24 protein-coding genes are annotated in these 25,870 nt (G+C 61.5%); 6 read left to right on the forward strand and 18 right to left on the reverse strand.

What is annotated here, in order from left to right; genetic code table 11:
- Nucleotides 1–156: 156 nt before the first annotated feature.
- Entirely contained in the window at nt 157–1,410 is a 1,254-nt protein-coding gene (locus PMI16_RS21485) for an allantoate amidohydrolase (protein WP_007883556.1), read from the reverse strand.
- A gap of 246 nt (nt 1,411–1,656) precedes the next feature.
- Between PMI16_RS21485 and PMI16_RS21490 the strand changes: the two genes are divergently transcribed.
- Both PMI16_RS21490 and PMI16_RS21495 read left to right on the forward strand, forming a co-directional pair.
- Nucleotides 1,657–2,937: a C4-dicarboxylate transporter DctA gene (locus PMI16_RS21490; protein ID WP_007883557.1), complete on the forward strand. Its 1,281-nt coding sequence runs from the start codon at nt 1,657–1,659 to the stop codon at nt 2,935–2,937.
- A gap of 85 nt (nt 2,938–3,022) precedes the next feature.
- Nucleotides 3,023–3,709: a GntR family transcriptional regulator gene (locus PMI16_RS21495; RefSeq protein WP_007883558.1), complete on the forward strand. Its 687-nt coding sequence runs from the start codon at nt 3,023–3,025 to the stop codon at nt 3,707–3,709.
- Between the two features lie 34 nt (nt 3,710–3,743).
- On the opposite strand, the gene PMI16_RS21500 is transcribed toward PMI16_RS21495, so the two are convergent.
- The 4 genes from PMI16_RS21500 to PMI16_RS21515 form a co-directional block, all read right to left on the reverse strand.
- Nucleotides 3,744–3,956: a hypothetical protein gene (locus tag PMI16_RS21500; protein WP_007883559.1), complete on the reverse strand. Its 213-nt coding sequence runs from the start codon at nt 3,954–3,956 to the stop codon at nt 3,744–3,746.
- Nucleotides 3,957–4,053: 97 nt separating this feature from the next.
- Nucleotides 4,054–4,269 (reverse strand): DUF2970 domain-containing protein, encoded by a 216-nt coding sequence (locus PMI16_RS21505; protein ID WP_007883560.1) that lies wholly within the window; start codon nt 4,267–4,269, stop codon nt 4,054–4,056.
- Nucleotides 4,270–4,284: 15 nt separating this feature from the next.
- Nucleotides 4,285–5,883: an MFS transporter gene (locus PMI16_RS21510; RefSeq protein WP_202801657.1), complete on the reverse strand. Its 1,599-nt coding sequence runs from the start codon at nt 5,881–5,883 to the stop codon at nt 4,285–4,287.
- Nucleotides 5,880–6,386: a GlcG/HbpS family heme-binding protein gene (locus PMI16_RS21515; protein ID WP_007883562.1), complete on the reverse strand. Its 507-nt coding sequence runs from the start codon at nt 6,384–6,386 to the stop codon at nt 5,880–5,882. The genes PMI16_RS21510 and PMI16_RS21515 overlap by 4 nt, the downstream gene beginning before the upstream one ends.
- Nucleotides 6,387–6,497: 111 nt before the next feature.
- On the opposite strand from PMI16_RS21515, the gene PMI16_RS21520 reads away from it, so the two are divergent.
- A complete protein-coding gene (locus PMI16_RS21520; RefSeq protein ID WP_007883565.1) occupies nt 6,498–7,373 on the forward strand; it encodes a LysR family transcriptional regulator in 876 nt (291 codons plus the stop codon).
- Between the two features lie 9 nt (nt 7,374–7,382).
- On the opposite strand, the gene PMI16_RS21525 is transcribed toward PMI16_RS21520, so the two are convergent.
- The gene (locus PMI16_RS21525; protein WP_007883567.1) at nt 7,383–8,891 is read right to left on the reverse strand and encodes a GGDEF domain-containing protein; all 1,509 of its coding nucleotides are present in this window, start codon (nt 8,889–8,891) and stop codon (nt 7,383–7,385) included.
- 484 nt (nt 8,892–9,375) lie between these two features.
- Entirely contained in the window at nt 9,376–9,657 is a 282-nt protein-coding gene (locus PMI16_RS21530) for a hypothetical protein (RefSeq protein WP_007883569.1), read from the reverse strand.
- Between the two features lie 420 nt (nt 9,658–10,077).
- On the opposite strand from PMI16_RS21530, the gene PMI16_RS21535 reads away from it, so the two are divergent.
- Nucleotides 10,078–12,153 (forward strand): ATP-dependent helicase, encoded by a 2,076-nt coding sequence (locus PMI16_RS21535; protein WP_007883570.1) that lies wholly within the window; start codon nt 10,078–10,080, stop codon nt 12,151–12,153.
- Nucleotides 12,154–12,347: 194 nt separating this feature from the next.
- Nucleotides 12,348–13,076: a carbonic anhydrase gene (locus tag PMI16_RS21540; RefSeq protein ID WP_237719915.1), complete on the forward strand. Its 729-nt coding sequence runs from the start codon at nt 12,348–12,350 to the stop codon at nt 13,074–13,076.
- A 144-nt stretch (nt 13,077–13,220) separates the two neighbouring features.
- On the opposite strand, the gene gcvH is transcribed toward PMI16_RS21540, so the two are convergent.
- The 11 genes from gcvH to PMI16_RS21595 form a co-directional block, all read right to left on the reverse strand.
- Nucleotides 13,221–13,598 carry a glycine cleavage system protein GcvH gene (gene gcvH, locus PMI16_RS21545; RefSeq protein WP_007883573.1) on the reverse strand — a complete coding sequence of 126 codons (378 nt, stop codon included), beginning with the start codon at nt 13,596–13,598 and terminating at the stop codon, nt 13,221–13,223.
- A gap of 30 nt (nt 13,599–13,628) precedes the next feature.
- A complete protein-coding gene (locus PMI16_RS21550) occupies nt 13,629–14,219 on the reverse strand; it encodes a peroxidase-related enzyme (RefSeq protein WP_007883574.1) in 591 nt (196 codons plus the stop codon).
- Between the two features lie 13 nt (nt 14,220–14,232).
- Entirely contained in the window at nt 14,233–14,763 is a 531-nt protein-coding gene (locus PMI16_RS21555; protein WP_007883575.1) for a CMD domain protein, read from the reverse strand.
- Complete coding sequence (locus PMI16_RS21560) at nt 14,760–16,109, reverse strand: acyl-CoA thioester hydrolase/BAAT C-terminal domain-containing protein (RefSeq protein WP_007883576.1); 1,350 nt, start codon at nt 16,107–16,109, stop codon at nt 14,760–14,762. Before PMI16_RS21560 ends, PMI16_RS21555 begins: the two co-directional genes overlap by 4 nt.
- A 54-nt stretch (nt 16,110–16,163) precedes the next feature.
- Complete coding sequence (locus tag PMI16_RS21565) at nt 16,164–17,741, reverse strand: ABC transporter substrate-binding protein (RefSeq protein ID WP_007883577.1); 1,578 nt, start codon at nt 17,739–17,741, stop codon at nt 16,164–16,166.
- A gap of 61 nt (nt 17,742–17,802) precedes the next feature.
- Nucleotides 17,803–18,807 carry an ABC transporter ATP-binding protein gene (locus tag PMI16_RS21570; RefSeq protein ID WP_034381769.1) on the reverse strand — a complete coding sequence of 335 codons (1,005 nt, stop codon included), beginning with the start codon at nt 18,805–18,807 and terminating at the stop codon, nt 17,803–17,805.
- Nucleotides 18,808–18,847: 40 nt separating this feature from the next.
- Complete coding sequence (locus tag PMI16_RS21575) at nt 18,848–19,855, reverse strand: ABC transporter ATP-binding protein (protein WP_007883582.1); 1,008 nt, start codon at nt 19,853–19,855, stop codon at nt 18,848–18,850.
- Nucleotides 19,852–20,787 carry an ABC transporter permease gene (locus PMI16_RS21580; protein ID WP_034381771.1) on the reverse strand — a complete coding sequence of 312 codons (936 nt, stop codon included), beginning with the start codon at nt 20,785–20,787 and terminating at the stop codon, nt 19,852–19,854. The genes PMI16_RS21575 and PMI16_RS21580 overlap by 4 nt, the downstream gene beginning before the upstream one ends.
- A gap of 29 nt (nt 20,788–20,816) precedes the next feature.
- On the reverse strand, nt 20,817–21,791 hold the full coding sequence (locus PMI16_RS21585) for an ABC transporter permease (RefSeq protein WP_007883584.1): 975 nt from the start codon (nt 21,789–21,791) through the stop codon (nt 20,817–20,819).
- Nucleotides 21,788–23,266, reverse strand: coding sequence for an NAD(P)-binding domain-containing protein (locus PMI16_RS21590; protein WP_007883585.1), 1,479 nt, complete (start codon nt 23,264–23,266; stop codon nt 21,788–21,790). The genes PMI16_RS21585 and PMI16_RS21590 overlap by 4 nt, the downstream gene beginning before the upstream one ends.
- Nucleotides 23,267–23,351: 85 nt before the next feature.
- Nucleotides 23,352–24,281, reverse strand: a complete 930-nt coding sequence (locus tag PMI16_RS21595; protein WP_007883586.1) for a LysR family transcriptional regulator — start codon at nt 24,279–24,281, stop codon at nt 23,352–23,354.
- Nucleotides 24,282–24,549: 268 nt separating this feature from the next.
- On the opposite strand from PMI16_RS21595, the gene PMI16_RS21600 reads away from it, so the two are divergent.
- On the forward strand, nt 24,550–25,764 hold the full coding sequence (locus PMI16_RS21600; RefSeq protein WP_007883588.1) for an IscS subfamily cysteine desulfurase: 1,215 nt from the start codon (nt 24,550–24,552) through the stop codon (nt 25,762–25,764).
- Nucleotides 25,765–25,870 lie beyond the last annotated feature (106 nt).

Genomic DNA, 25,870 nt, shown 5'->3' on the forward strand with positions numbered 1-25,870 from the left:
CGCGCGAGGAGTCGGCCAGGGCGACTTTGGCGTACACGCCATTGGTCGCACGTGCGACGCTGACGACTTGTTCCGCGTTGAGGTTGAAACCGTCGATGGTGATGGTGGTCATGGAAATTCCTTTGTAATGAGATAGGAAAGCGTGGCGGCCCGGATTCAGGCCGTAAAGTTTTCGACGAAGCGGCTGAACACCTGCGCGGCAATCGCAGCATCCTCTTCGGTCATGATTTCGTCCGGGTGATGACTGATGCCGCCGTTGCCGCAGCGGACAAACAGCATCGCAACCTCGGCGATGGCGGCAATCGCCATGGCGTCGTGCCCTGCACCCGACGGCAGATGGCGCAGCGGCAGGCCGCATGCTTCGATGGCGCTTGCCAGTTGCTTTTGCAGATGGGCGGCGCATGGCACGCTGCCGGCTTCATGGGTTTTGCGCAGCGTGACGCCGACGTTGCGGCGCGCGCAGATGCGGTCGATCTCGGCCACGACATCGACTACCGCGTCTTCTCGGATCCGGTCCTGCTCGGCGCGAATATCGATGGAAAACCGTGCGCTGCCCGGCACCACATTGGCCGCGCCGTTCGGCACTTCCATGATGCCCATGGTGCCGACCAGACCGGGCTGGCTGCTGCAGCGCCGTTCGATGTACAAACCGATCTCCGCCGCCGTCATCGCGGCGTCGCGGCGCATGTGCATGGGCACCGTCCCGGCATGTCCGGCCAATCCTTGCAGTTCTCCCATGAAACGCGTCGCGCCGGAGATCGCCGTCACCACGCCGACCGGCAGCGCTTCGTTGAGCAGCAGCGGTCCTTGTTCGATATGCACTTCGACGAAGGCGGCAACCGCCGCAGCCGGCCATGCCGATGCATCGAGTTGCTCCGGATTGAAACCGGCGCCGCGCATGACCTCGCGCATGCTGTTGCCTTGCTCGTCGAGGTTGTCCAGCACGGCCTTGTCGAAGGTGCCCGCAACGGCGCGGCTGCCGAGCAAGGTCGCCTTGAAGCGCACGCCTTCTTCTTCCGCAAAACCGATTACCTCGATGGGAAACGGAAAACGCCGGCCTGCGCGATGCCATTCGGCAATGCACGACACCGGCAACAGGATGCCGAGGTTGCCGTCGTATTTGCCGCCGTTGCGCACCGTGTCGAAGTGCGACCCGGTGACCAGCGCCGCCGCATCGGCATGGCCGGGCGCGGCCTCATAGCGGCCAATGACGTTGCCGGCGGCGTCGCGGCGGACCTGCATGCCGGCGGCAAGCATCCATGCACTGAGTTGTCGTGCGGCGGCATGATGCATCGTCGTCAGATAAGTGCGCGTCAGCATGCCGTCGGCCTCCGTGTGGACGGCAAGCGCATCGGCGCGCTGCATGATCTCTTGCCCGCAACGCTGGTATTGCTCTGGAACATTTTTCACGGCTGTCTCCTTAGTTTCGTCAGGATTGCATATTTTTATTGTATTCACAAATTGTATGCAATATAGTGAGCTTGTTCCGGCGCGTCAAAGAATTTATGTAAATAACGATCCGTTAGCAAAGGAACAACGGCCGTAGGAGCGGCTGCCGAAGCTGAAAAAATACAAAAGCTGAAGTAAATGGAAATCTGCACAGCGGACGCGACATCCCCATGACGCGCCCATCCAGCACAACATCAGGAGACCAAGGTGAATCGATTTTTGAAATCTTTGTTCGGGCAAGTCGTCGTCGCCCTCATTGCCGGCATCGTCGTCGGACTGTTTTATCCGGATTTTGCCCAAAGCCTTAAACCGCTCGGCGACGGCTTCATCAAGCTGATCAAGATGATCATTCCGGTGATCGTGTTTTGCGTGGTGGTGCAAGGCATTTGCGGCGCCAGCGATCTGAAGAAGGTCGGCAGCGTCGGCGTCAAGGCCATCATCTACTTTGAAATCGTGACGACGATCGCCCTCGTCCTCGGCCTGGTGCTGGCCTTCGTGTTCCAACCCGGCGCGGGCATGAACATCGATCCGACCAACCTCGACCCAAGCGGCTTGTCCAGCTATGTCGAGACGGCCAGCAAGGTCAAGGGCACCAGCTTCGCCGACTTCATCATGAAGCTGATCCCCGGCACGGTCGTGAGCGCATTCACCTCCGGCGACGTGCTGCAGGTCTTGCTGATCTCGGTCATTTTCGGTTGCGCCCTGCTGCTGATCGGCGACAAAGGCAAGCCGACGGTGGCGCTGATTTCTTCGCTGTCGGAAGCCTTCTTCAAGTGCATGGCCTTCATCATCCGCCTGGCGCCGCTGGGCGTGTTCGGCGCCATCGCCTTCACGGTCGGCCGCTACGGCATCGGTTCGCTCAAGCAACTGGGCATGCTGGTGCTGCTGTTCTACGGCGCGGTGATTTTCTTCGTGGTGGTGGTGCTGGGCGCGATCCTGCGTACTTCGGGTCTGAGCATCTTCAAGCTGATCGCCTATCTGCGCGAAGAACTGATCGTGGTGCTGGCGACCGCCTCGTCCGACAGCGTGCTGCCGCAGATCATGAAAAAACTCGAACACATGGGCATCAAGAAGTCGACCGTCGGCCTGGTGATTCCTACCGGTTATTCGTTCAACCTCGACGCGTTTTCCATCTACCTCACCATGGCGGCGGTCTTCATCGCGCAAGCCACCAATACGCACCTGGCGATGGGCGATTTGCTGATGATCCTGGCGATTGCCCTGATTACCTCCAAGGGCGCGCATGGCGTGCCGGGTTCCGCCATCGTGATCCTGGCGGCGACGCTGACGACGATTCCGGCGATTCCCGTGGTCGGCCTGGTGCTGGTGCTGTCGATCGACTGGTTCGTCGGCATCGCCCGCGCGCTGGGCAACCTGCTCGGCAACTGCGTCGCCACCGTCGTGGTCGCTTCGTGGGAAAAGGACATCGACAAGACCCGCGCACGCGCCGTGCTCAATGGTGAAATTCCTGCGGCCACGTTCGAGTAAAACTACTGGGATGGATAGTGCAAAATACAGGGGTACAATTCGGAGTCTTATCGGAAACCGCCTCATACAACAGCCTGTCCATCCTATGACCGAAGCAGCACTTCCCCCCGACAGTTCAGAAGCGATTGCGCGCGACATTACCGTCGCCATCGCCGAACAGCGCCTTCCGCCCGGGGCAAAACTCCGCGAAGAAGCGCTGGCGCGCGTCTACCAGGTCAGCCGCACCAAGATTCGCGCGGCGCTGGTGATGCTGGCAAAGGACAAGCTGATCGACCTGATTCCGGACAAGGGCGCCTTCGTCAGCAAGCCGACCGTGGAAGAAACGCGCAATATTTTCTTCGTGCGCCGCACGCTCGAAGCGGCCATGGTCAGGGAATTCATCGCGCGCGCAAGCGACGACGACTATACCCGGCTGGAAGCGCATCTGCGCGAGGAACGCCACGCCATCGAAGAAAACAATCCCCAGGTCCGCTCGACGCTGCTCAGCGATTTCCACATCTTGCTGGCCAACATCGTCGGCAACGAAGTGCTGACCGACATCCTCGTCAAACTGGCCGGCCGCAGTTCGCTGATCACCATGCTGTATCAATCCACGCGCGATGCGATCTGTTCGACCGAGGAACACTCCGCCTTCATCGCCGCCGCCAAGGCCGGCAAGACCGAGGAAGCGGTCGAGCTGATGCTGCATCACCTGCATCATGTGGAGCAGGCGTTGAAGTTCGACACGCAAAGCGATTCCAGGCGGGATCTGGCGAAAGAATTATTGCTGTAACACCTGCTCCGGGTCGATGCGCGCCTGTGCCGGATCAATAAGGCGTAATCGAGCACCAGATGCAATTCGTGCCGATTTCGGCCAGCAGGAGCGCCATGGCGGCGTCCAGTTCGGCCCGGTGCGCGGAGAACGAGAACAACAGCAAGATGATGAAAATGAAGGCGCCCGCCCGCTGCTGATGATGCATGCCGTCCCGACGATATCTCCCATAGGTGCGCAAAAACTGCTGCAAGTTTTTGGTAGCCATTGCAATACTCCTGTCAAGAAGACAACGGACATCATCCGTCACTGAACGCGCGACATCCGCGCCCGACGCCGGCATGATGCATATCCTTGCCGGACTTTCAGCCGCCGACGACCATCCGTACAACGATCAGCAACACGGCAATGAACATGGCGACGGCAATCAGGCCCGCGCCGATCACATAAAACGGATTGAGCGAAGTCGCATCCTTTTCATAGTCGGCGCGCCGGCGCAAGCCGACGAAAGACCAGAACACCGCCGCCAGCGTGGCGAGAAAAGAACGGTTCCGTATGGTGTTGGACTCACGTGGCTTCATGTCGGTTTCTCCTGTTCAGACCGTCACGGCATCGATTGACGCCGTCTTGTTGCCGCTGCTCATCAAACGAAACAGCAGTATTCCCGATACGGCGGCAATGGCCGCGGCAGCCAGCATCAACAACGAAAACGCATGCGCAAAACCGGTTTGCGCCAGTTGCAAGGCCTGCGCGCTGTTGTGCAGCGCCGGCAATGCGGCGGCGCTGTCGCCGGCGACGATGCGTTCCACCACATCGTTGATTCGCGCCGGCTGCGGCAAATTGGCGCCGAGCAACGCCTCCTTCAGATAGCTGCCGGTACGCACCGTCAGCACGCAGCCGAGGCAGGCAATCGCCAGCACGATGGCGGAAAAGCGCGTCGTCGTGCTGATGCCCGACGCCATGCCGGTGCGCTCGCGCGGCACGCAATGCATGATCGCCTTTTGCGTGTTGCCGTTAAGCAGCCCTGCACCGCTGCCGGTCACGATCATCCCCGCCAGCACCGTCCAATAGATGCCTTGGTAAGCCGCCACCGCGACCAGCACATTGCCGACGCAGACCAGCGCCATCCCGAACGCCATCAAGCCATGCAGGGACATGCGCTGCGCCAGTGCAACGCCGACGCGCGGAAAAATCATCATTGCCAGTGCAAACGGCAACATCGCCACTCCGGCGGTAACGGCCGAATACGAAAACGCATTTTGCAGGTACAAGGGAAGGAACGTCATCATCACCTGCGCCGCGGCGGCATAGCCGAACATCGCCAGCACCGCGCCGACGAACGGCGCGCGGCGAAACAGACGCAGATCGATCATCGGCCGCTTCTGCATCAATTCCACCGGGATGAACAAGGCCAGCAACAACAGGCCGCCGGCCACGCGCAGCACGGTGGCGTGACTGGTCCAACCGGATGCATTGGCGCTGATCAAGCCCCAGATCAGGAAAGACAGGCCGCCGCTGAGCAAGAGGCTGCCCCAGGGATCGAGACGTGCGGAATCGGCGTCACTTGCGGCGTCGCCCGATTCGCTCACCTCGCGATACACCAGCGTCCCCAGGCACAGGCACACCGGCAGATTCAACAGGAAGATCCAGCGCCAGCCGAGCAGTTGCGTGATCACGCCGCCGAGCAAAGGCGCCACCGTCATCGACACGCCCATGCAGGCGCCCCACACGGCCCAGGCGTGCGTACGATCTTTCTCCGTGTGAAACACATGGCCGATGACGGCCAGCGCCGAAGTCAGCAACATCGCCGCGCCGACACCCTTGAGCGCGCGCGACAGTTGCAAGACCTCCACCGACCATGCCAACCCGCATCCCAGCGACGCCACGCTGAACAGACCGAGCCCGAGCAGCATCACGCGCTTGCGGCCGAAGCGGTCGGCCAGGCTGCCGGCCGGCAACAGCAAGGAAGCAAACGCCAGCATGTAGGCGCTGACGATCCATTCGATGTCGCTGAAATCCGCATGCAGCGAACGCGCCACCGAGGGCAACGACACCGCCACGATATTGGTGTCGAGCACGATCAGCGCACATACGCTGGAGCAGATCAGCAGGATGTTGCGCGCTTTGCGGCGTTCCTTGTCGGGATGCCCGGGAATCGGGTGATCGATGTGCATGTCGGCGGCTCGCGATTTCATGGCCTCAATGCCGCCAGGCCGGCGCGGGCGATCTGGCTGTCATGCACTTTGGTGTCGGCACTGACGCCGATGGCGCCGACCACCTGGCCGTCGATCACGATCGGCAAGCCGCCTTCCATCATGACGAAGCCGGCCGTGATGGCGGCGGGACGGCCGTTGTTGACGGCGTTTTCCAGGTCGGCGGAAGGACGCTTGAACAAGGCGGCGGTACGCGCCTTCTCGCTTGCCACGCCCGCCCCCAGGGTCGTTGCCGCGTTGTCCATGCGTTCGGCAAGAATCAGCCAGCCACCGTCATCCACCACGGCAATTGCGCCGGGCCAGCCGTTCTTGCGCGCTTCGTCCTGTGCGGCGGCGACGACAGTCCTCGCCATTTCAAGCGACAGCACACGCTTGCTCGCTGCGACACCGTCTTTCTGTTGAGCAAAGGCGGAGACGCTGAGACTTGTCGACGTCGCGCCCAGCAGGCATAGGGACAGCGTGGCAAAGGCTGGTTTCAGGTGCATGGCATTCCTCATTCCGTTGGGAGATGCGAGCCATTCTAATCCTGCCTATAATTATCTTTATTACACAAAAACTGTAATTTAATTTCCCTGTAGTTAATTATTGGAATCCCCATGGAACTACGCCACTTCCGCTGTTTTGCTGCTGTTGCCGAGACCTTGCATTTCGCCCGCGCGGCGGAGCAGCTTGGCATTTCGCCCCCGGCGCTGACCAAGCAGATCCAGGAAATCGAACGCCTGCTCGACGTGCGCCTGTTCCAACGCACCAAGCGCTCGGTGCACCTGACGTCAGCGGGCGAAGTTTTTCGCGAGGAAGTATTGCGCACGCTGCACCAGGCAGCGCGCGCGGAAGAAGCTGCCCGGCGCGCAGGGCGCGGCGAGATCGGGCGCATCGAGATCGGCTACATCGCCTCGGCGGCCTATTCAGGTTTGCTGCAAACGGAAGTGGCGCGCTTTCGCAGCGCCTATCCGCTGGTCAAGCTCAACCTGATCGAAGCGCCCATGGACAGCCTCCCCGTCATGGTCAGCAACGGCGGCATGGATCTGGCTTTCATCCGGCCCCCGGTGCCGTGCCCGCCGGACGTCGCCGTCCTGACCTTGCTGTATGACGATTTCGTCGCCGCGTTGCCGGAAGACTCGCCGCTGGCGCAGAAAGAAATCCTGCCGGCAGCCGATCTCGCCGCCGAGCAATTCATCCTTCCCGAACAGGCGTCGGGTACGATGGAAGTCGGCCGGCGCGGACGTTTCGTGCCGCGCACGGTCGCCAATCCCGGTGGCCTCGTGGCCGTCATCACGCTGGTGTCGCTGGGGCAAGGCGTCGCCATCGTGCCGGTTTCCGTGATGCAGCGCGTACATATGCCGGGCGTGGTGTATCGGCAGATCGAAGGCAAGAGCATTCCCGGCGCGATTGCGCTGGCGTCGCGGCGGCATGAGAAATCGCCGGTGGTGCGGGCGTTTCTCAAACAGCTGAAATCGCGGCAGACCGCTTAGAACCGCCAACTAGGCGGAGAGATAGCGCGTATCGGTCGGCAAGCGGCTGACCTGGCCGCCGCGCATTCCGGGATCGTGGAAGCGATAGGCGCCCTTGCCCGCCTTCTTGGCGACATACATCGCCGTATCGGCTTTGGAGAGCAACTCGTCGACGGTGTGTCCGTCGTCGGGAAACAACGCGATGCCGATACTGAGGCTGGTGTGCACCTCGTGTCCGGCGAGATTGAGATAAGGCGCGCCGACGGTCTTGACCAGCTTGTCGGCGATATCGGCAATCTGGCTCTGATACCTGATGTCGGACAGCAGGACCACGAACTCGTCGCCACCCAACCGCGCCACCAGATCGTATTCGCGCAGGCTGGCGCACAGGCGTTGCGCCACCGATTGCAGCAAGAGATCGCCGACGGCATGGCCGAGCGTGTCGTTGATCGGCTTGAAACCGTCCAGGTCGATGAAGAACAAGGCGTAGAGATTGGGACTGCGCTTGGCGCGCGACAGCTCGGCGGCGGCCAGCTCGTTGAACAGCATGCGATTGGGGATGCCCGTCAGATAGTCGTGCGAGGCCAGCTGATAGGCGCGGGTCTTCTCTTTTTCGAGTTGTTCGATGAGGCAGATTTTTTCGCGCTCGGAGTGCTCCAGCCGCTGGTAGAGTTTTTTCCGGTGGTAAGAGATCCCGATCAGAATCAGCGTCAACGATACCACCGCAATCGAAATGACGATGGCGTAGCGGACATATTCATAGTGCGATTGCGTCAGGTCGGCAACGATGAAATCCGGATTCAGGCTGACCGTGACGGCCAGCGGATACGCCGTGAGTTTCCGGTGGTTGCTTACGCCGGGCTCACTGCGGGCACTATCGTTGCTGCTGAACTTGTTGACGATGCCTTCATTGCCGCCGACGAGCAGTTTGCCGTCGATAAGCGTCACCAACGGCAACCCCGTCGCGCCGTCCACCGATACGCGATAACCGTCGCCGATCTGTTTATAGTCCGAAAGAAAGCGACCGATATCAAGCACCGCCACAAAGAAGCCGTGCACATTGTTTTTGGGGCTGTTCAGCGACACCAGCAAGGGAATGCGCCAGGCGTAACCCTCGGGCTTGCCCAGCATCACCGAACCGACTTGGGGAGGCGCTGCAGCGGCGGATGCGGCGGGATAGGTCTGCCGGACCAGCTCGGCAAAACCGCTCTCGGTCGGCAGCCCGCTCGATGAATAACGCAAGCGCATGTCGCCGTCAAAGACGGCAGCACGGACATAGGCGGTATCGCCGTTGAACAGCAGGTTCAGATACTCCGCGGCAGCCGGATCGCCATCGAGTACTTTGTTGGCAATCGTCCCATAGAGTATGGCGCGATCCATGCGGTCATTGAGATTGGTCGCCATGATGGCGGCCATGTTCTTGCTCTCGCCGGCGGCGCTTTCCATTGCCAGCTTTTTTTCGCTGGCCACGTGCATCATCGTAATGCCCCAGATCACCACCAGCACCAGCGACGACAGCAAGACAAAGCAGACCGACAAGCCCCATCCGTCCTGGATCAGGATTCGGGGCCATCTTGCCTTCAATGAAAATCCAGGTCGCAATTTAACTCCCTGATTGCAGGGGATGCACATCAAGAAACAGCTACGGAGCGTGTCGTGTATCGATGCCTATGCCTACTTGGTCCATTGTAGACACAAAGTTACGCGCGGTCTGTCGCGCAAATGAACACGACACCTATTTAAGTGCGTCTGTCGGCAACAATGTTCCACGGCAACCGGGATAAATCCACACGGATGAATATTCTCCCTGGACACAGTATTTTATTTTTATTTTCCCCGCCGGGACAAACGACGCGACATGCCCGGTATAGGCGTCATATTGGCAAACGGCTGCACAGAATCAGTCATTCAACGATATCGGACAGCATCTTTGGTGCGTGGTCATCGCGAAGACAGGCCGGTATCCGGAACGAGCAGTCCGCAACCGCCGCCGGAGACGGACGCTGGCTATCCGGTCTTGCGGTCAGACACTGTATGCAACGGAAGGAAGCTGCTGCTTGCCGATGGGCATGACCGTTTGCAAAGCGTCAAACTCGGCGAGGATCAACTCGGCCTGATAACAATGCGTGTTGGCGGATTTGAGCGCATTGCGGAAGGCTTTCAACGTCGCAGGCTTGGGAACGTCGCCCTTGCCTTTGTTCGCGCGCACGGCGTCGGCGACGATGTCGGAGAGCAAGGCATCCGCGCAATTCTGCGCCTCCTTGAGTTGGGCCAAACAGTCGAGCAAAGCGAGAGTCTTGTTCATAGCCACACCTCTTCATGGAGTTACCGGAAGGAAATTCTAACCAAAAATCGTCGTTGAATACAAGCCTTATCCGACACATTTGCGCAAATAAAATCACGCCACGACAATCCATCCGGGTATGTTGTCCATCGGTCTGCAGGCCGCGCCGGATCTGGCGTTGCAGCAAACGACGATTTCCGTTTGCGGATCAGGATCATCGCAGTATAGGCAGTCGTTCGACAAATTTCATTGACGCTTTTTCATCGATGGCAAATGTATTTTCAGCGGTGGTACGAAAGCGCGGCTTCAGGAATAGGCAACCGGCGTCACAGCTGTATAAAACAACAGTAGAATACGCATTTCGCCTGCGGCCAGTCCGTGCTGCAGGTCCGCGCCATCTATCCATGCATCAATGACCGCACGCTGCCAGGCAAACCAGGAATGAACGTCGACTATTTGGAAAAACTCAATGCCGAACAACGCCAGGCGGTGGAATTCGGCATTCTCCCGGGACAATGTGAAGTCACACCTGCCCGCCCCCTGCTGGTGATCGCCGGCGCCGGCTCGGGAAAAACCAGCACCCTCGCTCATCGCGTTGCCCACCTGATCGTCAATGGCGCCGATCCGCGCCGCATTCTGCTCATGACGTTTTCGCGCCGCGCCGCCGCCGAAATGACGCGCCGCGTGCAACGCATCTGCGACGAGGCGATGGGCGCCAACGGCCGCATCATGGCCGATGCGCTGTCGTGGGCCGGCACCTTTCACGGCATCGGTGCGCGGCTCCTGCGCGAATACGCCGACCAGATCGGCCTCGATCCCAATTTCTCCATCCATGACCGCGAAGATTCCGCCGACCTGATGAATCTGGTGCGGCACGAACTCGGCTTGTCCAGAACGGAAAAGCGTTTCCCGCTCAAGACCACCTGCCTGGCCATTTATTCGCGCGTCGTCAATTCCGAAGCGCCGCTCGACAGCATCCTGCACAAGGTTTTTCCCTGGTGCGCCGAATGGGAAGCGCAACTGCGCACGCTCTTCGGCGCCTATGTGGAAGCCAAGCAGGCGCACAACGTGCTCGATTATGACGACCTGCTGCTGTACTGGGCGCAGACCATCGAAGACCGCCTGCTGGCCGACGACATCGGCGCCCGCTTCGACCACGTGCTGGTGGACGAATACCAGGACACCAACCGCCTGCAATCCTCCATCCTGCTGGCGCTGAAGCCGGACGGCCGCGGCCTGACCGTGGTCGGCGACGATGCGCAGGCGATCTACTCCTTCCGCGCGGCGACGGTGCGCAACATCCTCGATTTTCCGCGCGCCTTCGATCCGCCGGCCGACATCGTCACGCTCGATCGCAACTACCGTTCGACGCAACCCATCCTGGCCGCCGCCAACAGCGTCATCGACAAGGCGCTGGAGCGTTTCACCAAAAACCTGTGGACCGAGCGCAGCTCCGGCGACAAACCGCGTCTGGTCTCCGTGCGCGACGAAGCCGACCAGGCACGCTACATCGTCGAGCGCGTGCTGGAAAACCGCGAAGCCGGCAGTACGCTCAAACAGCAAGCCGTGCTGTTCCGCGCCTCCGACCACAGCGGTCCGCTCGAAATCGAACTGGTGCGCAGGAACATTCCCTTCGTCAAATTCGGCGGCCTCAAATTCCTCGACAGCACCCACGTCAAGGACATGCTGGCGATGCTGCGCTTCGTGCAGAATCCGCGCGATCGCGTGGCCGGTTTCCGCCTGATGCAGTTGCTTCCCGGCGTCGGTCCCGGCTCGGCGCAAAAGGTGCTCGACGCCATGGCGATGCAGGCCGATCCGATTGCCGCCTTGTCCACCCTGCCCGCGCCGCCACGCGCCGGCGACGACTGGGGCGCCTTCGTCGAAGTACTGCAATGCATGGCGCAAGGCAAGTCCGGCTGGCCCGGCGAAATCGCCCATGCGCGCAACTGGTATGCGCCGCATCTGGAACGCAACCACGAAGATGCCGCCACGCGCCAGGCCGACCTGCTGCAACTGGAGCAGATCGCCTCCGGCTATCCGTCGCGCGAGCGCTTCCTCACCGAACTGACGCTGGACCCGCCGGACGCCACCAGCGATCAGTCCGGCATCCCCCTGCTCGACGAGGACTACCTGATACTCTCGACCATCCATTCCTCCAAGGGGCAGGAATGGAAATCGGTGTACGTGCTCAACGTGGTCGACGGTTGCATCCCTGCCGACCTGGCCACCGGCAGCACCGATGAAATCGAAGAAGAACGCCGGCTCCTGTACGTCGCCATGACGCGCGCCAAAGACGACCTGCACCTGATGGTGCCGCAAAAATTCTTCACCGGCGGCCAGCATGCGCAAGGCGACCGTCACGTCTACGCGTCACGCACCCGTTTCATCCCGCCGGGCATGCTGCCGCATTTTTCCAGCAGCGCATGGCCGGTGGCGACCGTCGGCCCGAACGGCCGACCCGACGCCAGGCAAATGCGCGTGGACGTGGCGGCGCGCATGCGGGGCATGTGGAAATAGATTGCCTGAAAAAATTCTTCGAAAATCTTTTCGATCGGCGTCGTTTTTGCAGGTAAAAAGCAACGCCGGACTCGCCCAATTCGACTCTTGCGAGTACTCTCTCAGCAGCGCTTCGTCGCCCATCAAGCAGCGTCACGCTTTTCTGCCAATTCGATCACAAGAACAAGGAGCCGGAAATGTGCCAGCAATGCGATGTGAAAGACAAGCTCCCCGACAATGCCGCCAGCAAACGAGATTTCCTGAAAACGATGTCGGGAGCAGGCCTTGGATTGGCGGGATTATCGATGAGCCGGGCATTCGCGGCTGACGAGAAACCCTTGCCCAAACCGGAAAACGTACTGACGCCCGACGCCGCGCTGGAGCGCCTGCTTGCCGGCAATCAACGCTATGTCAGCGGAAATTCACAGCCCTTCGATTTCATGCAGGACAGAGCCGCGCTCGTGGGCGGGCAAAATCCTTATGCCGCCATCGTCAGTTGCGCAGATGCGAGAGTGGTGCCCGAACTGTGCTTCGACGAAAAGCGAGGCGACCTGTTCGTCGCGCGCGTGGCTGGCAACTACATCTCCCCCGACATCCTCGCCAGCCTGGAATACGGCGCGCTGGTGCTCAAGACGCCGCTCATCATGGTGCTCGGACATCAGAGTTGCGGCGCCGTCATCGCCGCGATTTCAGCCGTCGAGAAACATCAGCAATATCCCGGCCACATCCAGACCGTCACGACAGCGATCGCACCGGCAGTGCGCGCGGCAAGAAAAGAACAAGGCGACAAGACGGACAACGTCATCAGGCAGAACGTCAAACTGAACGTCGAGCGGCTTGAACACGCGGCGCCGATCATCGGCAAACTGGTCGCCGAGAAAAAACTCAGGATCGTCGGCGGCGTCTACAACCTGGCCACGGGACGGGTCGACATGCTTGCCTGACCTCGGGCAACACGGCATGTATCCGGTATCGATCAAAGGCGTTTTACGCACCTTCGCCTGCGAAGTGGTCTGGCTCCTCAACGCTTTTGCCAAAGCTTATATCTGCATTACATCGCAGACGCTCTTTTACAAGAGCGAAAAAAATCAGCCGATCATCTTCGTATAAGCAGCGGCATCCAGAAACGTCGATTCGTCAAAGGGCATCAACGGCCGCAGCTTGAAAATCCACTGCTCGTACGGCGCTTCGTTGATCGCTTCCGGCGTATCGGCCAGCAGCGTGTTGACGGCCAGCACTTCGCCGTCGACCGGCGCATGCACGTCGGACGCGGTCTTGTTGGATTCGACCACGCCGGCATCGGCGCCGCGCTTGAGCACGCTGCCGACATCCGGCGTCTGCACGTACACCAGCGGCCCCAACTGGTCCTGACCGAAATCGGTGATGCCTATCGTCAGCGTGCCGTCGTCTTCCTGCCTGATCCACTCATGCGTGTCGGCATAAACCAAAGTATCGGGTATCAGCATGTCTGTCTCCTGTGATGAGCTTGCTTCCGCTTATTCCGAAGCCGGAAAAACCGGTTCGCCCAGATTGAGCATCAGGCGGTTGGCCCAGGCGAAGATCGCCACCGAATGGATCAGGTCGAGGATTTCCTGCTCGTTCAGGCCGACGTCCTTGAGCGCCTGGATGCCGGCGGCATTGACGTCGTTCGGGTTCTTGGTCAGGTCGATGGAAAACTGCGAGATGGCTTTTTCACGCGCATCGGTGCCGGCCGTGTACGGATCGTCGAACACTTGCTGCACGGTGTCGTTGCGCTTGGCCAATTGTTCGAAACGCTGGGCGTGCACCGAGGCGCAATAAACGCAACCGTTGATGCGCGACACCACCATCGAGCCCAATTCGCGCTCGGCGCGCGACATGCCGCCCGGCGCATACATGATGGCGTTGAAGGCGGCGGAACGCTGGCGCAGGATGTCCGGCTGATGGCCGAGGAACAAGTAGTAGTCCGAGGTCTTGGCCTTGGGATGACTCTCTTCCAGGACCTTGATCTGGTCTTCGGTGGCCTTGTCGAGATCGATCACGTCGAGCCAGGCGTCCCATTCCAGCGATTCGTTGGTGAAGCCGTGCGATTTGATGATAGTGCTCATGGTTTCTCCGCTCTCAATTGCTTGCCAGTTTCATCGCCTTCAGACCGGCCACGACGCGGATCTGATAAGAGATGAAGGCGATCAGTTGCGACAAGGCCACCACCGCCGGCGTGCTGATGCCGGCGGCTGGCAGCGTATGCAGCGCGGCCTTGTCGCCTTCGACCGGACGCTCGGTCAGGGCGCGGGCAAAGACCAGCATCGCGCGCAGACGACCTGCGGGCAGTTGCTCCGGTTCGCCCGAGGCAGCAACGGCCAGCTGTGCGGCATCGACAGCACCGGCGGGCAAGGCTTCCAGGCGTGCGCGGTAATGCGCCGCCACGTCCGTCGCGCCGGCCAGGCGGCAGGCATACAGCGCCACCAGCAAGCGCTCGTCGAGACCAATGCCCTCCAGCGCCGGATCGAACAAGGTGTCGTAGCTGCCCTGCGTCGCCACCGCCACTTTTTCGCGCTGATGGCGCAAGGCGTGAAGGTTGCCGCCTGCCTGCAAGCCGACCAGCTTGTCGATGACATCGTTGTCGAGGTTGTATTCCACTTGCGTCGTCATGAAACTTCCTTTCGAGTGAGGGATGCCTGCTCCTGCTCTTTCTGAGCGATGGCATTCCGTAAAAATTGCTGCGCGTGCTGCCATGAGTGATGGTCGGCATGCGCGTTGGCGGCAGGCTGTCCGCCGCCGGTGCTGATGCGTTTGGACACCGGATGGGCGTAGCTGATCTGCGTCGTCGGCACATAGGGAAACAGAATCGCGTGACCGGCGTCCTGATAGTCGTGCCACTCCACCGCATGCGGATGCGCGACTTCCGCCAGCTTGTCGCTGACCATCCTGGCATACACGCTGGACGGCCAGGAACCGTCGTCGGTCGCCGAGAACAGCAACACCGGGGACTGGATTTTTTCCACGTGGATGCGCGCCTTCGCCACCGCCTCCTTGTCCTGCAAGGCAGTCAGCATGGCCAATGCATGACGATGCGGCGGCGGGCCTTGATCGAACGGCTCCCAGCTGGCGTGGCGATTGTTTTCCCATTGATGGATCAAGGGCTTGCCGTCCAGCAGCCAGGTCGGGCCTTCCCGTCCGATCGCCGGATCGCAGGCGTTCTGGCCGCTGTGCACCAGCGCGCTCGGCACATAGGCCAGCACCGCCGAGACTTTTTCCGGAAACGTCGCGCCCAGCAGCAAGACCAGCTCGCCGCCGCGCGACTGGCCGCTGACGGCGACGAAATCGTGCAATGGCCTGACGGTGGCGCGCAGCCAGTCCAGGCCTTTTTCAAAATATTCCAACGGCGTATTCGAGATGTAATCCGACAGCCCCGGCGCCTTGAAATACGCCAGCGCAAAAGCAGCGTAACCGTGCGACGCATACAAGGCGGCGCGCGGTTCGTTGATGCCGCCGCCGGACCCGTTGAGGATCATCACGGCCGGATACGGGCCGGCGCCACACGATGCGGGCGGCAAAAACAGCGTGCCGACCAGGCCTTGCTCGCGCACTTCTCTGCGGATCACGCCGTCGGCGCACAACCGCTGCACCAGCTCAGCGTCCGCATTGCCGCTCGCCGCCTGAACCGACAACGTCGTCGTCAAAGGCTGCCGTACGTCCTGGTGAAACAGCTCGCGCTTGCCTTCCTGCTCCGGTATTTGCGACCACAGCAGCCCCATCGCCGCAATGCCTTCATAGCCGCCCTCAAGCGCAGGCGCCAGCGACAAGTCGACATGGCCGGCGGCATCCGCAACAAAGCGCGCACTGCTTTGCCAGGCTGCTCCGGCGCGCGGCGTGCGACTGGACACCTGCACCAGTTCGCCCGGCGCCGCGCCCGTGACAACGATGCGACGCGGCACGTCGATCAGGCCGTCGGCCGGAACAACGGTGATCTTCAGCGTGGAATCAGGCGTAGTCATGTTGCGGCCCTCCTCATCAGGCAGTTGAACAGTAGTTGAGCAGTAGTTGAGCAATTACTTCTTGTCCTGCGTCACCATCATCGCGGTGGTGCGGTCGCTACTGGCCGGCGTTACCTTCAGGCCCTTCTTTGCCGCCCAGATGTTTTGATAGTGATACAGCGGAATGATGCCGGCGTCGTCGGAGACGATCTTGGCGGCATTGCGCAGGATCGCTTCACGCTTGGCGGCATCGAATTCGGCGGTCGAGTCGGCCAGCGCCTTGTCGATGGCCGGATTGCTGTAGTGATTCCAGTTGGAAGCGCCCAGGCCCTTCTTGGCGTCGACGGTTGCCAGCACGTTCACCAGCGCATAGCTGGCTTCGCCGGTACCGTTGCCCCATGCCAGCACGCTGACGGCAAACTCATTCTTGTTGGCGCGCGCGGAGTACGAGGCCCATGGCAACACTTCCACCTGCGTCTTCACGCCGATGCGGGTCCAGAACTGCGCCACGGCTTGCATGGTTTCCGGCGCTTGCGGATAGCGGTCGTTCGGCACGTGGATGGTCAGCTTGAAGCCTTGCGGGAAACCGGCATCGGCCAGCAACTTCTTGGCCTGGTTCACATCGTTGGGGATGTTCTTGATGTCCGGGTTGTAGCCGAAGGTGTCGGCCGGCATCCATTGATTGGCTTCGGTCGCCGCGCCTTGCAGGATGCGGTCGACCAGCGCCTTGCGGTTGATCGCCAGCGACAATGCCTTGCGCACGCGCGCGTCGAGCAGCGGGTTCTTGTCGAGCTGCTTGCCGTTGTTGTCGATGATGTACGGGCTCGGACCTTCATGGAAAGTCGGTTGCAGCAGCAATACGCGCAGGCCGTTGTATGGGAACACCTTGACGTTCGGCGACTGCTTCAGCTTGGCCAGGTCCGACACCGACACCTTGTCGATGACGTCGACGTCGCCCGACAGCAAGGCGGCGGTACGCGCGGCGGCGTTATTGATGTAGCGGTAATTGACCTTTTCCCAGAGTTGCTTCGGGCCCCAGTAGTCGTTGTTGCGTTCCATGATGACGCGGTCGCCCGGCGTGTAGGAAACGTATTTATACGGACCGCTGCCGACCATGGCTGCGCCGCTGTTGTAGTTTTCGGTCTGCGATTTTTCACCGACGTGCTTGCTGACGATATGCACCGACGCCAGGTTCAGCGGCAGGTCGGGATTGGGGATGTTGGTCTTGATGATCAGCGTCAGCGGATCCTTGGCGGTGACCGATTCCACGGTGCGCAGGTAGCCGGCGAAGGTCGCCACGCTGCCCGGCACGGCGCGTGCGCGCTGGTACGAGAAGATCACGTCGTCGGCGGTGAACGGTTTGCCGTCCTGCCACTTGACGTTGGGACGCAGCTTGAATTCCCAGGTTTTCGGATCGATGTTCTTCCAGCTTACTGCCAGGCCCGGCTGCAGCTTGTTGTAATTGTTCTCGACCAGCAGGTCCCAGAAATGCAGGTCGACGGAGCGGTCGCCGGCGTGGTTGTTGAGTTGCGGATCGAGCGAAGACAGCGGATCAGCGAATGCGATGTTCAGCGTCTGTGCGCCGACCGGATTGGCGGCGGCGGCTCCCAGCAGCGCAACGGCCAGCAGGCTGGAAAGTACGGTTTTCTTCATGTTCATCATCCTCGGTAGTGGTGGATAAGAGATTCTTATATCGATGCTGCTTGCTGCAATGCTACTGATCGTTCAAATGACATGCGCTCAGGTGGCCCGGCGCGACTTCTTTCAGCACCGGCGCCGCCTCTCGGCAACACGGCATGGCGTGCGGACAGCGCGGATGGAAGTGGCAACCCGGCGGCGGATGCAAGGGACTGGGGATCTCGCCCTTGATCGCCGTGAACGACTTGTTGCGCGCCTGCAAGCGCGGCACTTCGGCCAGCAAGGCCTGGGTGTACGGATGATTCGGCCGCGCGAACAACTCCTCGACGCCGGCGCTCTCGACGATGCGTCCCAGATACATGATGACCACGCGATCGGAGACATGTTCGACAGCGCCGAGATCGTGGCTGATGAACAGATAGGTCAGCCCAAGCTGTTCGCGCAAGTCGCTGAACAGATTGAGGATCTGCGCCTGGATCGACACGTCCAGCGCCGCCACCGCCTCGTCCGCCACCAGCATCTGCGGCTGCACCGCGAGCGCACGGGCGATACCGATGCGCTGACGCTGGCCGCCGCTGAACTGATGCGGATAGCGATCGCGCAGTTCTGGATCAAGCCCCGCGCGCAGCAGTTGCGCGCTGACGTAGTCGTCGAGACCGGCCTTGTCGGTCATGCCGTGGATCAGCGCCGCTTCGCCGACGATTTCATCGACGCGCAGGCGCGGATTGAGGCTGGCGTAAGGATTCTGGAAAATCATCTGCACCTTGCGGCGCGTGGCGTGCTGTTCGCGTGCGCTGAGCTGGTTGCGGTCGACGCCATCGACCAGCGCCTGTCCCGACGACGGCGGCAACAATCCGCTGACGATGCGTCCCAGCGTCGACTTGCCGCAACCGGACTCGCCCACCAGTCCGACCACTTCGCCCGGCATGACGTGCAGGTCGACCGCATCGAGCGCCTGCGTGACTGCCGCCGGACGCATCCAGCCGCGCGCGATCAGCTGGGATTCGAACGGCCGCGACTTGCGCTCGCCGAAACGTTTTCCGACCTGGCGCGCCTCCACCAAAGGGATTGCTTTTTCCATTGCTTGCTGTGGTGCTTGCGGTTGTACTTGTTCCAGTGCTTTATCCATGGCGCAGCTCCACGGCATTCACCGGCAGGGCCGGATGGAAGCAGCGCACGAAATGCGCCTTGAGCGGCTCCGTGATTTCCGGACGCGTGAGGCATTGTTCGCTGACGCGTTCGCAGCGCGCAGCAAATGCACAAGTCGGCGGCAGGTGCAGCAAATTGGGCGTGATGCCGGGAATCTGGCGCAAGCGCTCACCGCGACGGTTATTGCCCGGCAAGCTGCCGATCAGGCCTTGCGTATAGGGATGCAGCGGCCGATCGAGCACGTCGGACACTTTGCCCTGTTCTACGATACGGCCCGAATACATCACCGCGACCTCGTCTGCCAACCCCGCCACCACCGACAGGTCGTGCGTGATCCAGATCAGCGCGGTGCCGTGCTGGCGCGCCAGTTTTTGCACTTCCGACAAAATCTGCGCCTGGATGGTCACGTCCAGCGCCGTGGTCGGCTCGTCGGCGATGATCAGGTCGGGCTTGTGCAGCATGGCAATCGCGATCGCCACGCGCTGGCGCATGCCGCCGGACAATTGATGCGGATAGGCCAGCAGCCGCTCTTCCGGACTGGCGATGCCCATCATGCCCAGCGTATCGCGCGCCAGCCGGCGCGCCTCGTCGCGGCTGACCTTGCTGTGCGCGAGCACGGCGTCGATCATCTGCGCTTCGACGCGCAAGACCGGATTCAGCGTCATCATCGGATCCTGGAAAATCATCGCGATGCGGTTGCCCTGCAGGCTGCGCAGCGATTTCTTGTCCAGCGTCACCAGATCCTGTCCCTTGAACAGAATCTGACCGCCGACAATGCGGCCCGGCGCATCCAGCAAACCGAGTATCGAAAAACCGGTCACGGTCTTGCCCGATCCGGACTCGCCGACCAGACCGAGAATGCGGCCGCGCTCCAGCGTCAGCGAGACGTCGTCGACCGCCGGCAACACGCCGCCGGGTGTGAAAAAGTGGGTACGCAGATTGCGTACTTCAAGGGTTGGCGCGGAGTTGGATGCACTCATTTCTGCCACCTTGGATTCATGACATCGCGCAGGCGATCGCCAACCATGTTGATCGCCACGATCACCACCAGCAAGGCGATGCCGGGATAGAAGCTGATCCAGTATTCGCCGGACAGCATGTATTGGTAGCCATTGGAAATCAGCAGGCCCAGCGACGGCTCGGTGATCGGCACGCCGAGGCCGAGGAAGCTCAGGGTCGCCTCCAGCGTGATCGCGCGCGCAATCTGCAGGGTGCCGATGACGATCAGCGGCGGCAGGCAATTCGGCAGGATATGACGCACCATGATGCGCCAGCCCGACACGCCGAGTCCGCGCGCCGCTTCGACGTATTCCTTCTGCCGCTCGACCAGCGCCTGGCCGCGCGCGGTGCGGGCGTAGTAAGCCCACTCCAGCACCACCAGCGTCGCCATGACGTTGAAGATGCCCTTGCCCAGATATGCCAGGATCAGCATGGACACCAGGATCGACGGGAACGACAGCACCAGATCGGCCAGCCGCATCAGCAGCGCATCGACCTTGCCGCCGGCATACGCCGCCAGCAAACCGATCAGGGTGCCGATCACGCCGGCCAGCAAGGCCGAACCGACGCCGATGCCGACGCTGATGCGGAGGCCATAAAGAATTGCGGAATACAGATCCCGCCCCTGCCCGTCCGTGCCCAACCAGTACGTGAACGTGCCAAGACCGTTGGCGCTGCCCGGATGCAGGCGCGCATCGAGCACGTCCAGCTGCATCAGGTCGTAGGGATTTTGCGGCGTCAGCCAGGGCGCCGCCAGCGCGGCAATCATCAGCAGGACGGCGACGGCCAGGCCGAACATGGCCGTCTTCGACGCCAGGAAACCGCGCAGCACGCGCCGCCACGGCGACTCGCGGCGCGGCGTCTGGAATGCCGACAAGGCGGCCACCTTGGCGCGCACTTCTTCCTGCGTCATGGGGATAGCTTTCGGAGCAACAATCTCGCTCATGCCTTGACCTCCACCCGCACGCGCGGGTCCAGCACTTTGTACAAGACGTCGACGATCAGGTTCAGCGTCACGAACAGGCACACGATCACCATCATGTAGGCCACGATCACCGGACGATCCAGCGCATTGATGCTGTCGAGGATCAGCTTGCCGGCGCCGGGCCAGGCAAAGATGCTTTCGGTCACGACGGCAAAAGCGATGGTCGAGCCGAACTCCAGGCCGAGTATCGTCACCAGCGGAATCAGCGTATTGCGCAACACGTACATCAGCACCACGCGCAGCGGCGCCAGGCCTTTGGCGCGTGCGAACTTGACGAAATCCATCGGCAGCACTTCGCGCACATTGGCGCGCGTGAGGCGGATCACCAGCGAAATCTTGAACAGCGACAGGTTCAGCGCCGGCAGGATCAGGTGGCGCAAGCCGTCCGTCGTCAGCCACGACCACTGTATGCCGAACAAGCCCGCCGTCTGGCCGCGTCCGCCCGAAGGCAGCCAGCCCAGCGACACGCTGAAGGCCATGATCAGCATCAGGCCGATCCAGAAGGTCGGCAGCGAAAAGCCGAGGATGCTGCCGGTCATGATCATGCGCGAGAAGAGGTTTTCCGGAAACAGTCCTGCCAGCAAGCCCAGCGGGATGCCGACCAGCACCGCCAGGATCAGCGCCGCAAAAGCCAGCTCCAGCGTGGCCGGCAAACGCTGGAAGATCAGTTTGATGGCCGGCTCGTTGTAGACGAAGCTGTTGCCCAGATTGCCGTGCAACGCGCCGTTGAGGAAGGCCAGGTATTGCCGCCAGATCGGCTGGTCCAGGCCGAGCTCCTTGATGATGCGCAGGCGGTCGACCTGATCGACGTCCTGGCCGATCAGGATGTCGACCGGATTGCCGATCATGTGCAGGCCGAAGAAGACGATGATCGTCATCAGCAGCAGCACCGCCAGCGCCTGCAAGACGCTGCGCAGGATAGCCCCGCTCATCGGCTTGCTCCCCGGCGTTCCTGCGCGGTCGGTTCCGAAGGCGTCCATTCGTCGCCGATCAGTTCCGGCTCTGCATACGCCTGGATATTCTTGTAATGCGTGTTGACGTCTTCGCCATACAGCAGGGAAGCGATGCCCTGCGCCAGCCGTTGCGCGCCGTCGCTGATGGCCGGGATGTCGCCCGACAGCGTGCCGTGCGTCAAGGCCGCCGGATAGCAAAAGCAATGCACGCGCTCCAGGCCCGGCAAGCCGCCCGGATGTTTTTGCTGGAACTCGAACGCCGGCCCCAGATCGGGCGAATCGGACAACTCCGTGTCTTCGTCGCCGACCGGCGGCATGTAGCGTGCACGCCAGTTGCGGATGTGCGGTGCGATGGCGGCGAATTCCGGACGCACGGTCCAGTCGATGCGAAAGCCCGTCGAAAAAATCAGGAAATCGATCTCGAAGGCGCCGCGCGGCGTGGTGATGCGCAAGCTGTCGCCGATGACCTCGACCTTGTCGATGGATGCGCCGAACAGGAAACGCGCATTGGCGAACTTGGACACGCGCTGCACGCTGCCGCTCGGCGGCGGCGTCTGTTGCACGTTGATGTAATGGCGGATGCGCCATTTCCATTCGTCGGACAGATTGACGTGGCCATTGGTCAGGCCCGGATTGCCGGCGCCCTTGCCTTTGTTGATGCGCGGCAGTTCCTTGCGGCGGATCAGCAGGTCGACGCGTTCCGCGCCCGCCTCCAGTGCGGTCGCGGCGCTGTCCATGGACGAAGCGCCGGCACCGATCACGCCGACGCGCTTGCCGGCCAGCTTGCCGTAGTCCATGTCGTCGGACGAATGCGCCCACAGCTCACGCGGCAGACTCTCGGCCAACGGCGGCAAGTAGGCGCCGCCGAGACCGTCGCGGCCGGTTGCCAGCACGACGCGGCGCGCCAGCACCACCGACTTGCCCGACGGTGCGTCGATATGCAGCTCCACGACGCCGTCGGCGCGCGGCAGGATCGCGTCGACGCGATGATCGTTGCGGACGTCCAGCGCCATGACCTTGCGGTACCAGCGCAGATACTCCATCCATTGCAGGCGCGGGATTTTATCCAGCGCTTCCCAGGCTTCCAGTCCGAATTGCGCCTCGAACCAGGCGCGGAACGTCAACGCGGCAAAGCCCAGCGCGGGGCCGGTCAGCTTTTTGGGCGAACGCAGGGTTTCCATGCGCGCGGTGGTCGCCCACGGGCCTTCGAAACCTGCCGGCGATTGGTCATAAATCACGGCGTTGATGCCCAGATGCAGCAGCGACACGGCGGCGGCCATGCCGGCCTGGCCGCCGCCGATGACGGCGACGTCCAGCACTTGCTGATCGTCCACTGTCTTGGGCGGCACCCAGGATTTGGCCGGCAGCTCCAGCCAGGCCAAGTCTTGCTGCAGGCGCGCTTCGAGCGCGGCCAGGCCGCTTGCCGAGTTCGTCGCATGTGTGGTTTCACTCACGATGAGCGCCCCTTCCCTGTAGGCTGAATGTAAAAATCATCTGCACGCTTGTTCAATCCATGTTCTTGACATGCCATCCGCCCCGCTACAGCAAATCGTCGTGGTCGCCCGCATCGCGTTTGACGAAACCGTGCAGGATGTTTCTTGCCGCCGTTTCAATCGCGCCGATCAAGGCTTGCGTGATGCTGTCGACCGGCTTGCCGAATGGCGTGACGACGCCGAAATAAAAAGGAATGTTTTCCGCCAGCGGACGCACCGCCAGTCCTTCGATCGGCATGCCCAGCGCGGTGATCGGCTCCACCAGCGCCACGCCGAGGCCGGCATGGGCGGCCATGATGGCGTTGAATGAAGTATTGGTTTCGATCGCCACGTTCAGCGGCTTGTCGCGGCCGAGCACCATGTCGATGCGCTGGCGCAGGCGATAGCGGTTGGACATGGTGATCACGCGCTGATCGCGCAAGGCCTCCACCGTTACGACGTCAGCTTTGGCCAGCGGATTGTCGGCGCGCAGCACCGCCACGCAGGGCGCCTGGCCGATCCAGTGCAGATCGAGGCCGCGATGCGCCACCGGCAAACTGGTCAGGCCGAGGCTGACGGTACGGTGCAGCACCGAATGCACGACCTGCTCCGCCGAAGCGCTGCGCAGATGGATATGTTCGGGCAAGCCGTGTTTCTCGACCAGCTTCAGCGCCGTCGGCGCGATGGTCGACGCCAGCGCCGGAGTAGCCACCAGGTGAATCGGCTGCAGCTCTTCGCGGCCGATTTCCAGCGCGCGTTCGCGGATGGTGCGCAAGCCGACCAGCGAGCGCTCGACTTCTTCATAGAGGAGGAAAGCCTTGTCGGTCGGCGTCACGCGCGGGCCGTTGCGATCGAACAAGGGATAACCGAGTTCGCCCTCCAGATCCTGAATCGCCTTGCTGACGGCCGGCTGCGAGCGGCCAAGGCTGCGCCCGGCCCCGGTCACGCTGCCTATCGTCATCACCGCCGAAAAAGCTTCCAGTTGGTTCAGGTCCATATTATTATGGTTTATATGATTTTCGGATTATAGACATATGTTCATTCCATTTCAGTATAATCATTTTGCATAAGTTAATACGAAAAAACTGCATAAACTGGTGTGAAGGCCTTTGGCAGCCTGTTTGGCCGGCCGGAGATCAGACCTGGGCTGGTTTCATGCGACTTTGCAAAAAATGTCATAAATTGCATATTGAAGTTAATTTATATTCGTTTTTCATCTATTGATTTCATCATAACGTCAGCCCCTCCATTACGGATTCATTGCCATGAATGCTTCCTCCGCCTGTGATTCCTCCGCCAGCCCCGTCATCGACAAGGCAGCGCTGCAATTTCCCATTTATCTGGACTATTCGGCGACGACGCCGGTCGATCCGGCCGTTGCCGCCAGGATGTGCACCTATCTGACGGAAAAATTCGGCAATCCGGCCAGCAGTTCCCACTCTTTCGGCTGGGAAGCCAAGGCCGCGGTGGAAAAGGCGCGCAAACAGGTTGCCGCGCTGATCGGCGCGCAACCGGCGGAGATCGTATGGACGTCCGGCGCCACCGAGTCCAACAACCTGGCGCTCAAGGGCGCGGCGCATGTCTTGCGCGAAGCAGGCCGCGGCAAGCATCTGATCACGGTGGCCACCGAGCACAAGGCCGTGCTGGACACCATGCACACGCTGGAACGTGCCGGCTTCGAAGTGAGCTTCCTGCAGCCGCAGTCCAACGGCCTGATCACCATCGAACAATTCAAGGCGGCGCTGCGCCCCGACACCATCCTGGCGTCGGTCATGATGGTCAACAATGAAATCGGCGTCATCCAGCCGATCGCCGAACTGGGCGAACTATGCGCCGAACGCGGCATCGTCTTCCACGTCGACGCCGTGCAGGCGGCCGGGAAGATCGCCATCGACCTGCACACGCTGAAAGTCGACCTGATGTCGTTCAGTGCGCACAAAATATACGGTCCAAAGGGCATCGGCGCCCTGTTCGTCCGCCACAACCCTGATCTGCAACTGGAAGCCCAGATCGACGGCGGCGGCCATGAAAACGGCATGCGTTCCGGCACGCTGGCAACGCACCAGATCGTCGGCATGGGCGAAGCCTTCGCCCTGGCGGCGCGACTGCAGGAAGAAGAAAGCGCCCGCATCCGCGTCTTGCGCGACCGCTTGTGGAATGGCCTGCGCGTGCTGCCGGGCGTGGTCATGAACGGCTGCGAGCAGACGCGTATCCCGCACAACCTGAATGTGAGTTTCGATCTGGCTGGCGAAGTATCGGTGGCGGGACAACTGCTGGATATCGCCGTGTCGGCGGGTTCGGCCTGCAACTCGGCCAATGCGGCGCCGTCCTACGTGCTGTCGGCAATCGGACGGACGGACGCGCTGGCGCGCAGCGCCATTCGTTTCTCACTGGGACGTTATACGACGGAAGCGGAAATCGACTATACCGTCGAGACCTTGCGCCAGTTGCTGCAGAACCAGACTGCCGCTACGCACTGATATTAGAACTCATTTCACAAATAGGCGTGAGATGCGTTCTTCCCAGAAAGGGTGCTGGCAAGGCGTGCGACGCGTCGTGTGCCGGGGCACACGCAAGGAGCACAAC

This window comes from Herbaspirillum sp. CF444 (assembly GCF_000282135.1).
In the GTDB taxonomy this organism is placed as follows: Bacteria; Pseudomonadota; Gammaproteobacteria; order Burkholderiales; family Burkholderiaceae_D; genus Herbaspirillum.

Bases quoted from the DNA above. Each gene is read 5' to 3' on its own strand.
- PMI16_RS21530 (WP_007883569.1), bottom strand. From the start codon at position 9,657: ATGAACAAGACTCTCGCTTTGCTCGACTGTTTGGCCCAACTCAAGGAG.
- PMI16_RS21575 (WP_007883582.1), bottom strand. From the start codon at position 19,855: ATGAGTGCATCCAACTCCGCGCCAACCCTTGAAGTACGCAATCTGCGT.
- PMI16_RS21565 (WP_007883577.1), bottom strand. From the start codon at position 17,741: ATGAAGAAAACCGTACTTTCCAGCCTGCTGGCCGTTGCGCTGCTGGGA.
- PMI16_RS21555 (WP_007883575.1), bottom strand. From the start codon at position 14,763: ATGACGACGCAAGTGGAATACAACCTCGACAACGATGTCATCGACAAG.
- PMI16_RS21535 (WP_007883570.1), top strand. From the start codon at position 10,078: ATGAACGTCGACTATTTGGAAAAACTCAATGCCGAACAACGCCAGGCG.
- PMI16_RS21600 (WP_007883588.1), top strand. From the start codon at position 24,550: ATGAATGCTTCCTCCGCCTGTGATTCCTCCGCCAGCCCCGTCATCGAC.
- PMI16_RS21495 (WP_007883558.1), top strand. From the start codon at position 3,023: ATGACCGAAGCAGCACTTCCCCCCGACAGTTCAGAAGCGATTGCGCGC.
- PMI16_RS21580 (WP_034381771.1), bottom strand. From the start codon at position 20,787: ATGACGCAGGAAGAAGTGCGCGCCAAGGTGGCCGCCTTGTCGGCATTC.
- PMI16_RS21515 (WP_007883562.1), bottom strand. From the start codon at position 6,386: ATGCACCTGAAACCAGCCTTTGCCACGCTGTCCCTATGCCTGCTGGGC.
- PMI16_RS21550 (WP_007883574.1), bottom strand. From the start codon at position 14,219: ATGAGCACTATCATCAAATCGCACGGCTTCACCAACGAATCGCTGGAA.
- gcvH (WP_007883573.1), bottom strand. From the start codon at position 13,598: ATGCTGATACCCGATACTTTGGTTTATGCCGACACGCATGAGTGGATC.
- PMI16_RS21560 (WP_007883576.1), bottom strand. From the start codon at position 16,109: ATGACTACGCCTGATTCCACGCTGAAGATCACCGTTGTTCCGGCCGAC.
- PMI16_RS21595 (WP_007883586.1), bottom strand. From the start codon at position 24,281: ATGGACCTGAACCAACTGGAAGCTTTTTCGGCGGTGATGACGATAGGC.
- PMI16_RS21585 (WP_007883584.1), bottom strand. From the start codon at position 21,791: ATGAGCGGGGCTATCCTGCGCAGCGTCTTGCAGGCGCTGGCGGTGCTG.
- PMI16_RS21510 (WP_202801657.1), bottom strand. From the start codon at position 5,883: ATGAAATCGCGAGCCGCCGACATGCACATCGATCACCCGATTCCCGGG.
- PMI16_RS21570 (WP_034381769.1), bottom strand. From the start codon at position 18,807: ATGGAAAAAGCAATCCCTTTGGTGGAGGCGCGCCAGGTCGGAAAACGT.
- PMI16_RS21500 (WP_007883559.1), bottom strand. From the start codon at position 3,956: ATGGCTACCAAAAACTTGCAGCAGTTTTTGCGCACCTATGGGAGATAT.
- PMI16_RS21505 (WP_007883560.1), bottom strand. From the start codon at position 4,269: ATGAAGCCACGTGAGTCCAACACCATACGGAACCGTTCTTTTCTCGCC.
- PMI16_RS21520 (WP_007883565.1), top strand. From the start codon at position 6,498: ATGGAACTACGCCACTTCCGCTGTTTTGCTGCTGTTGCCGAGACCTTG.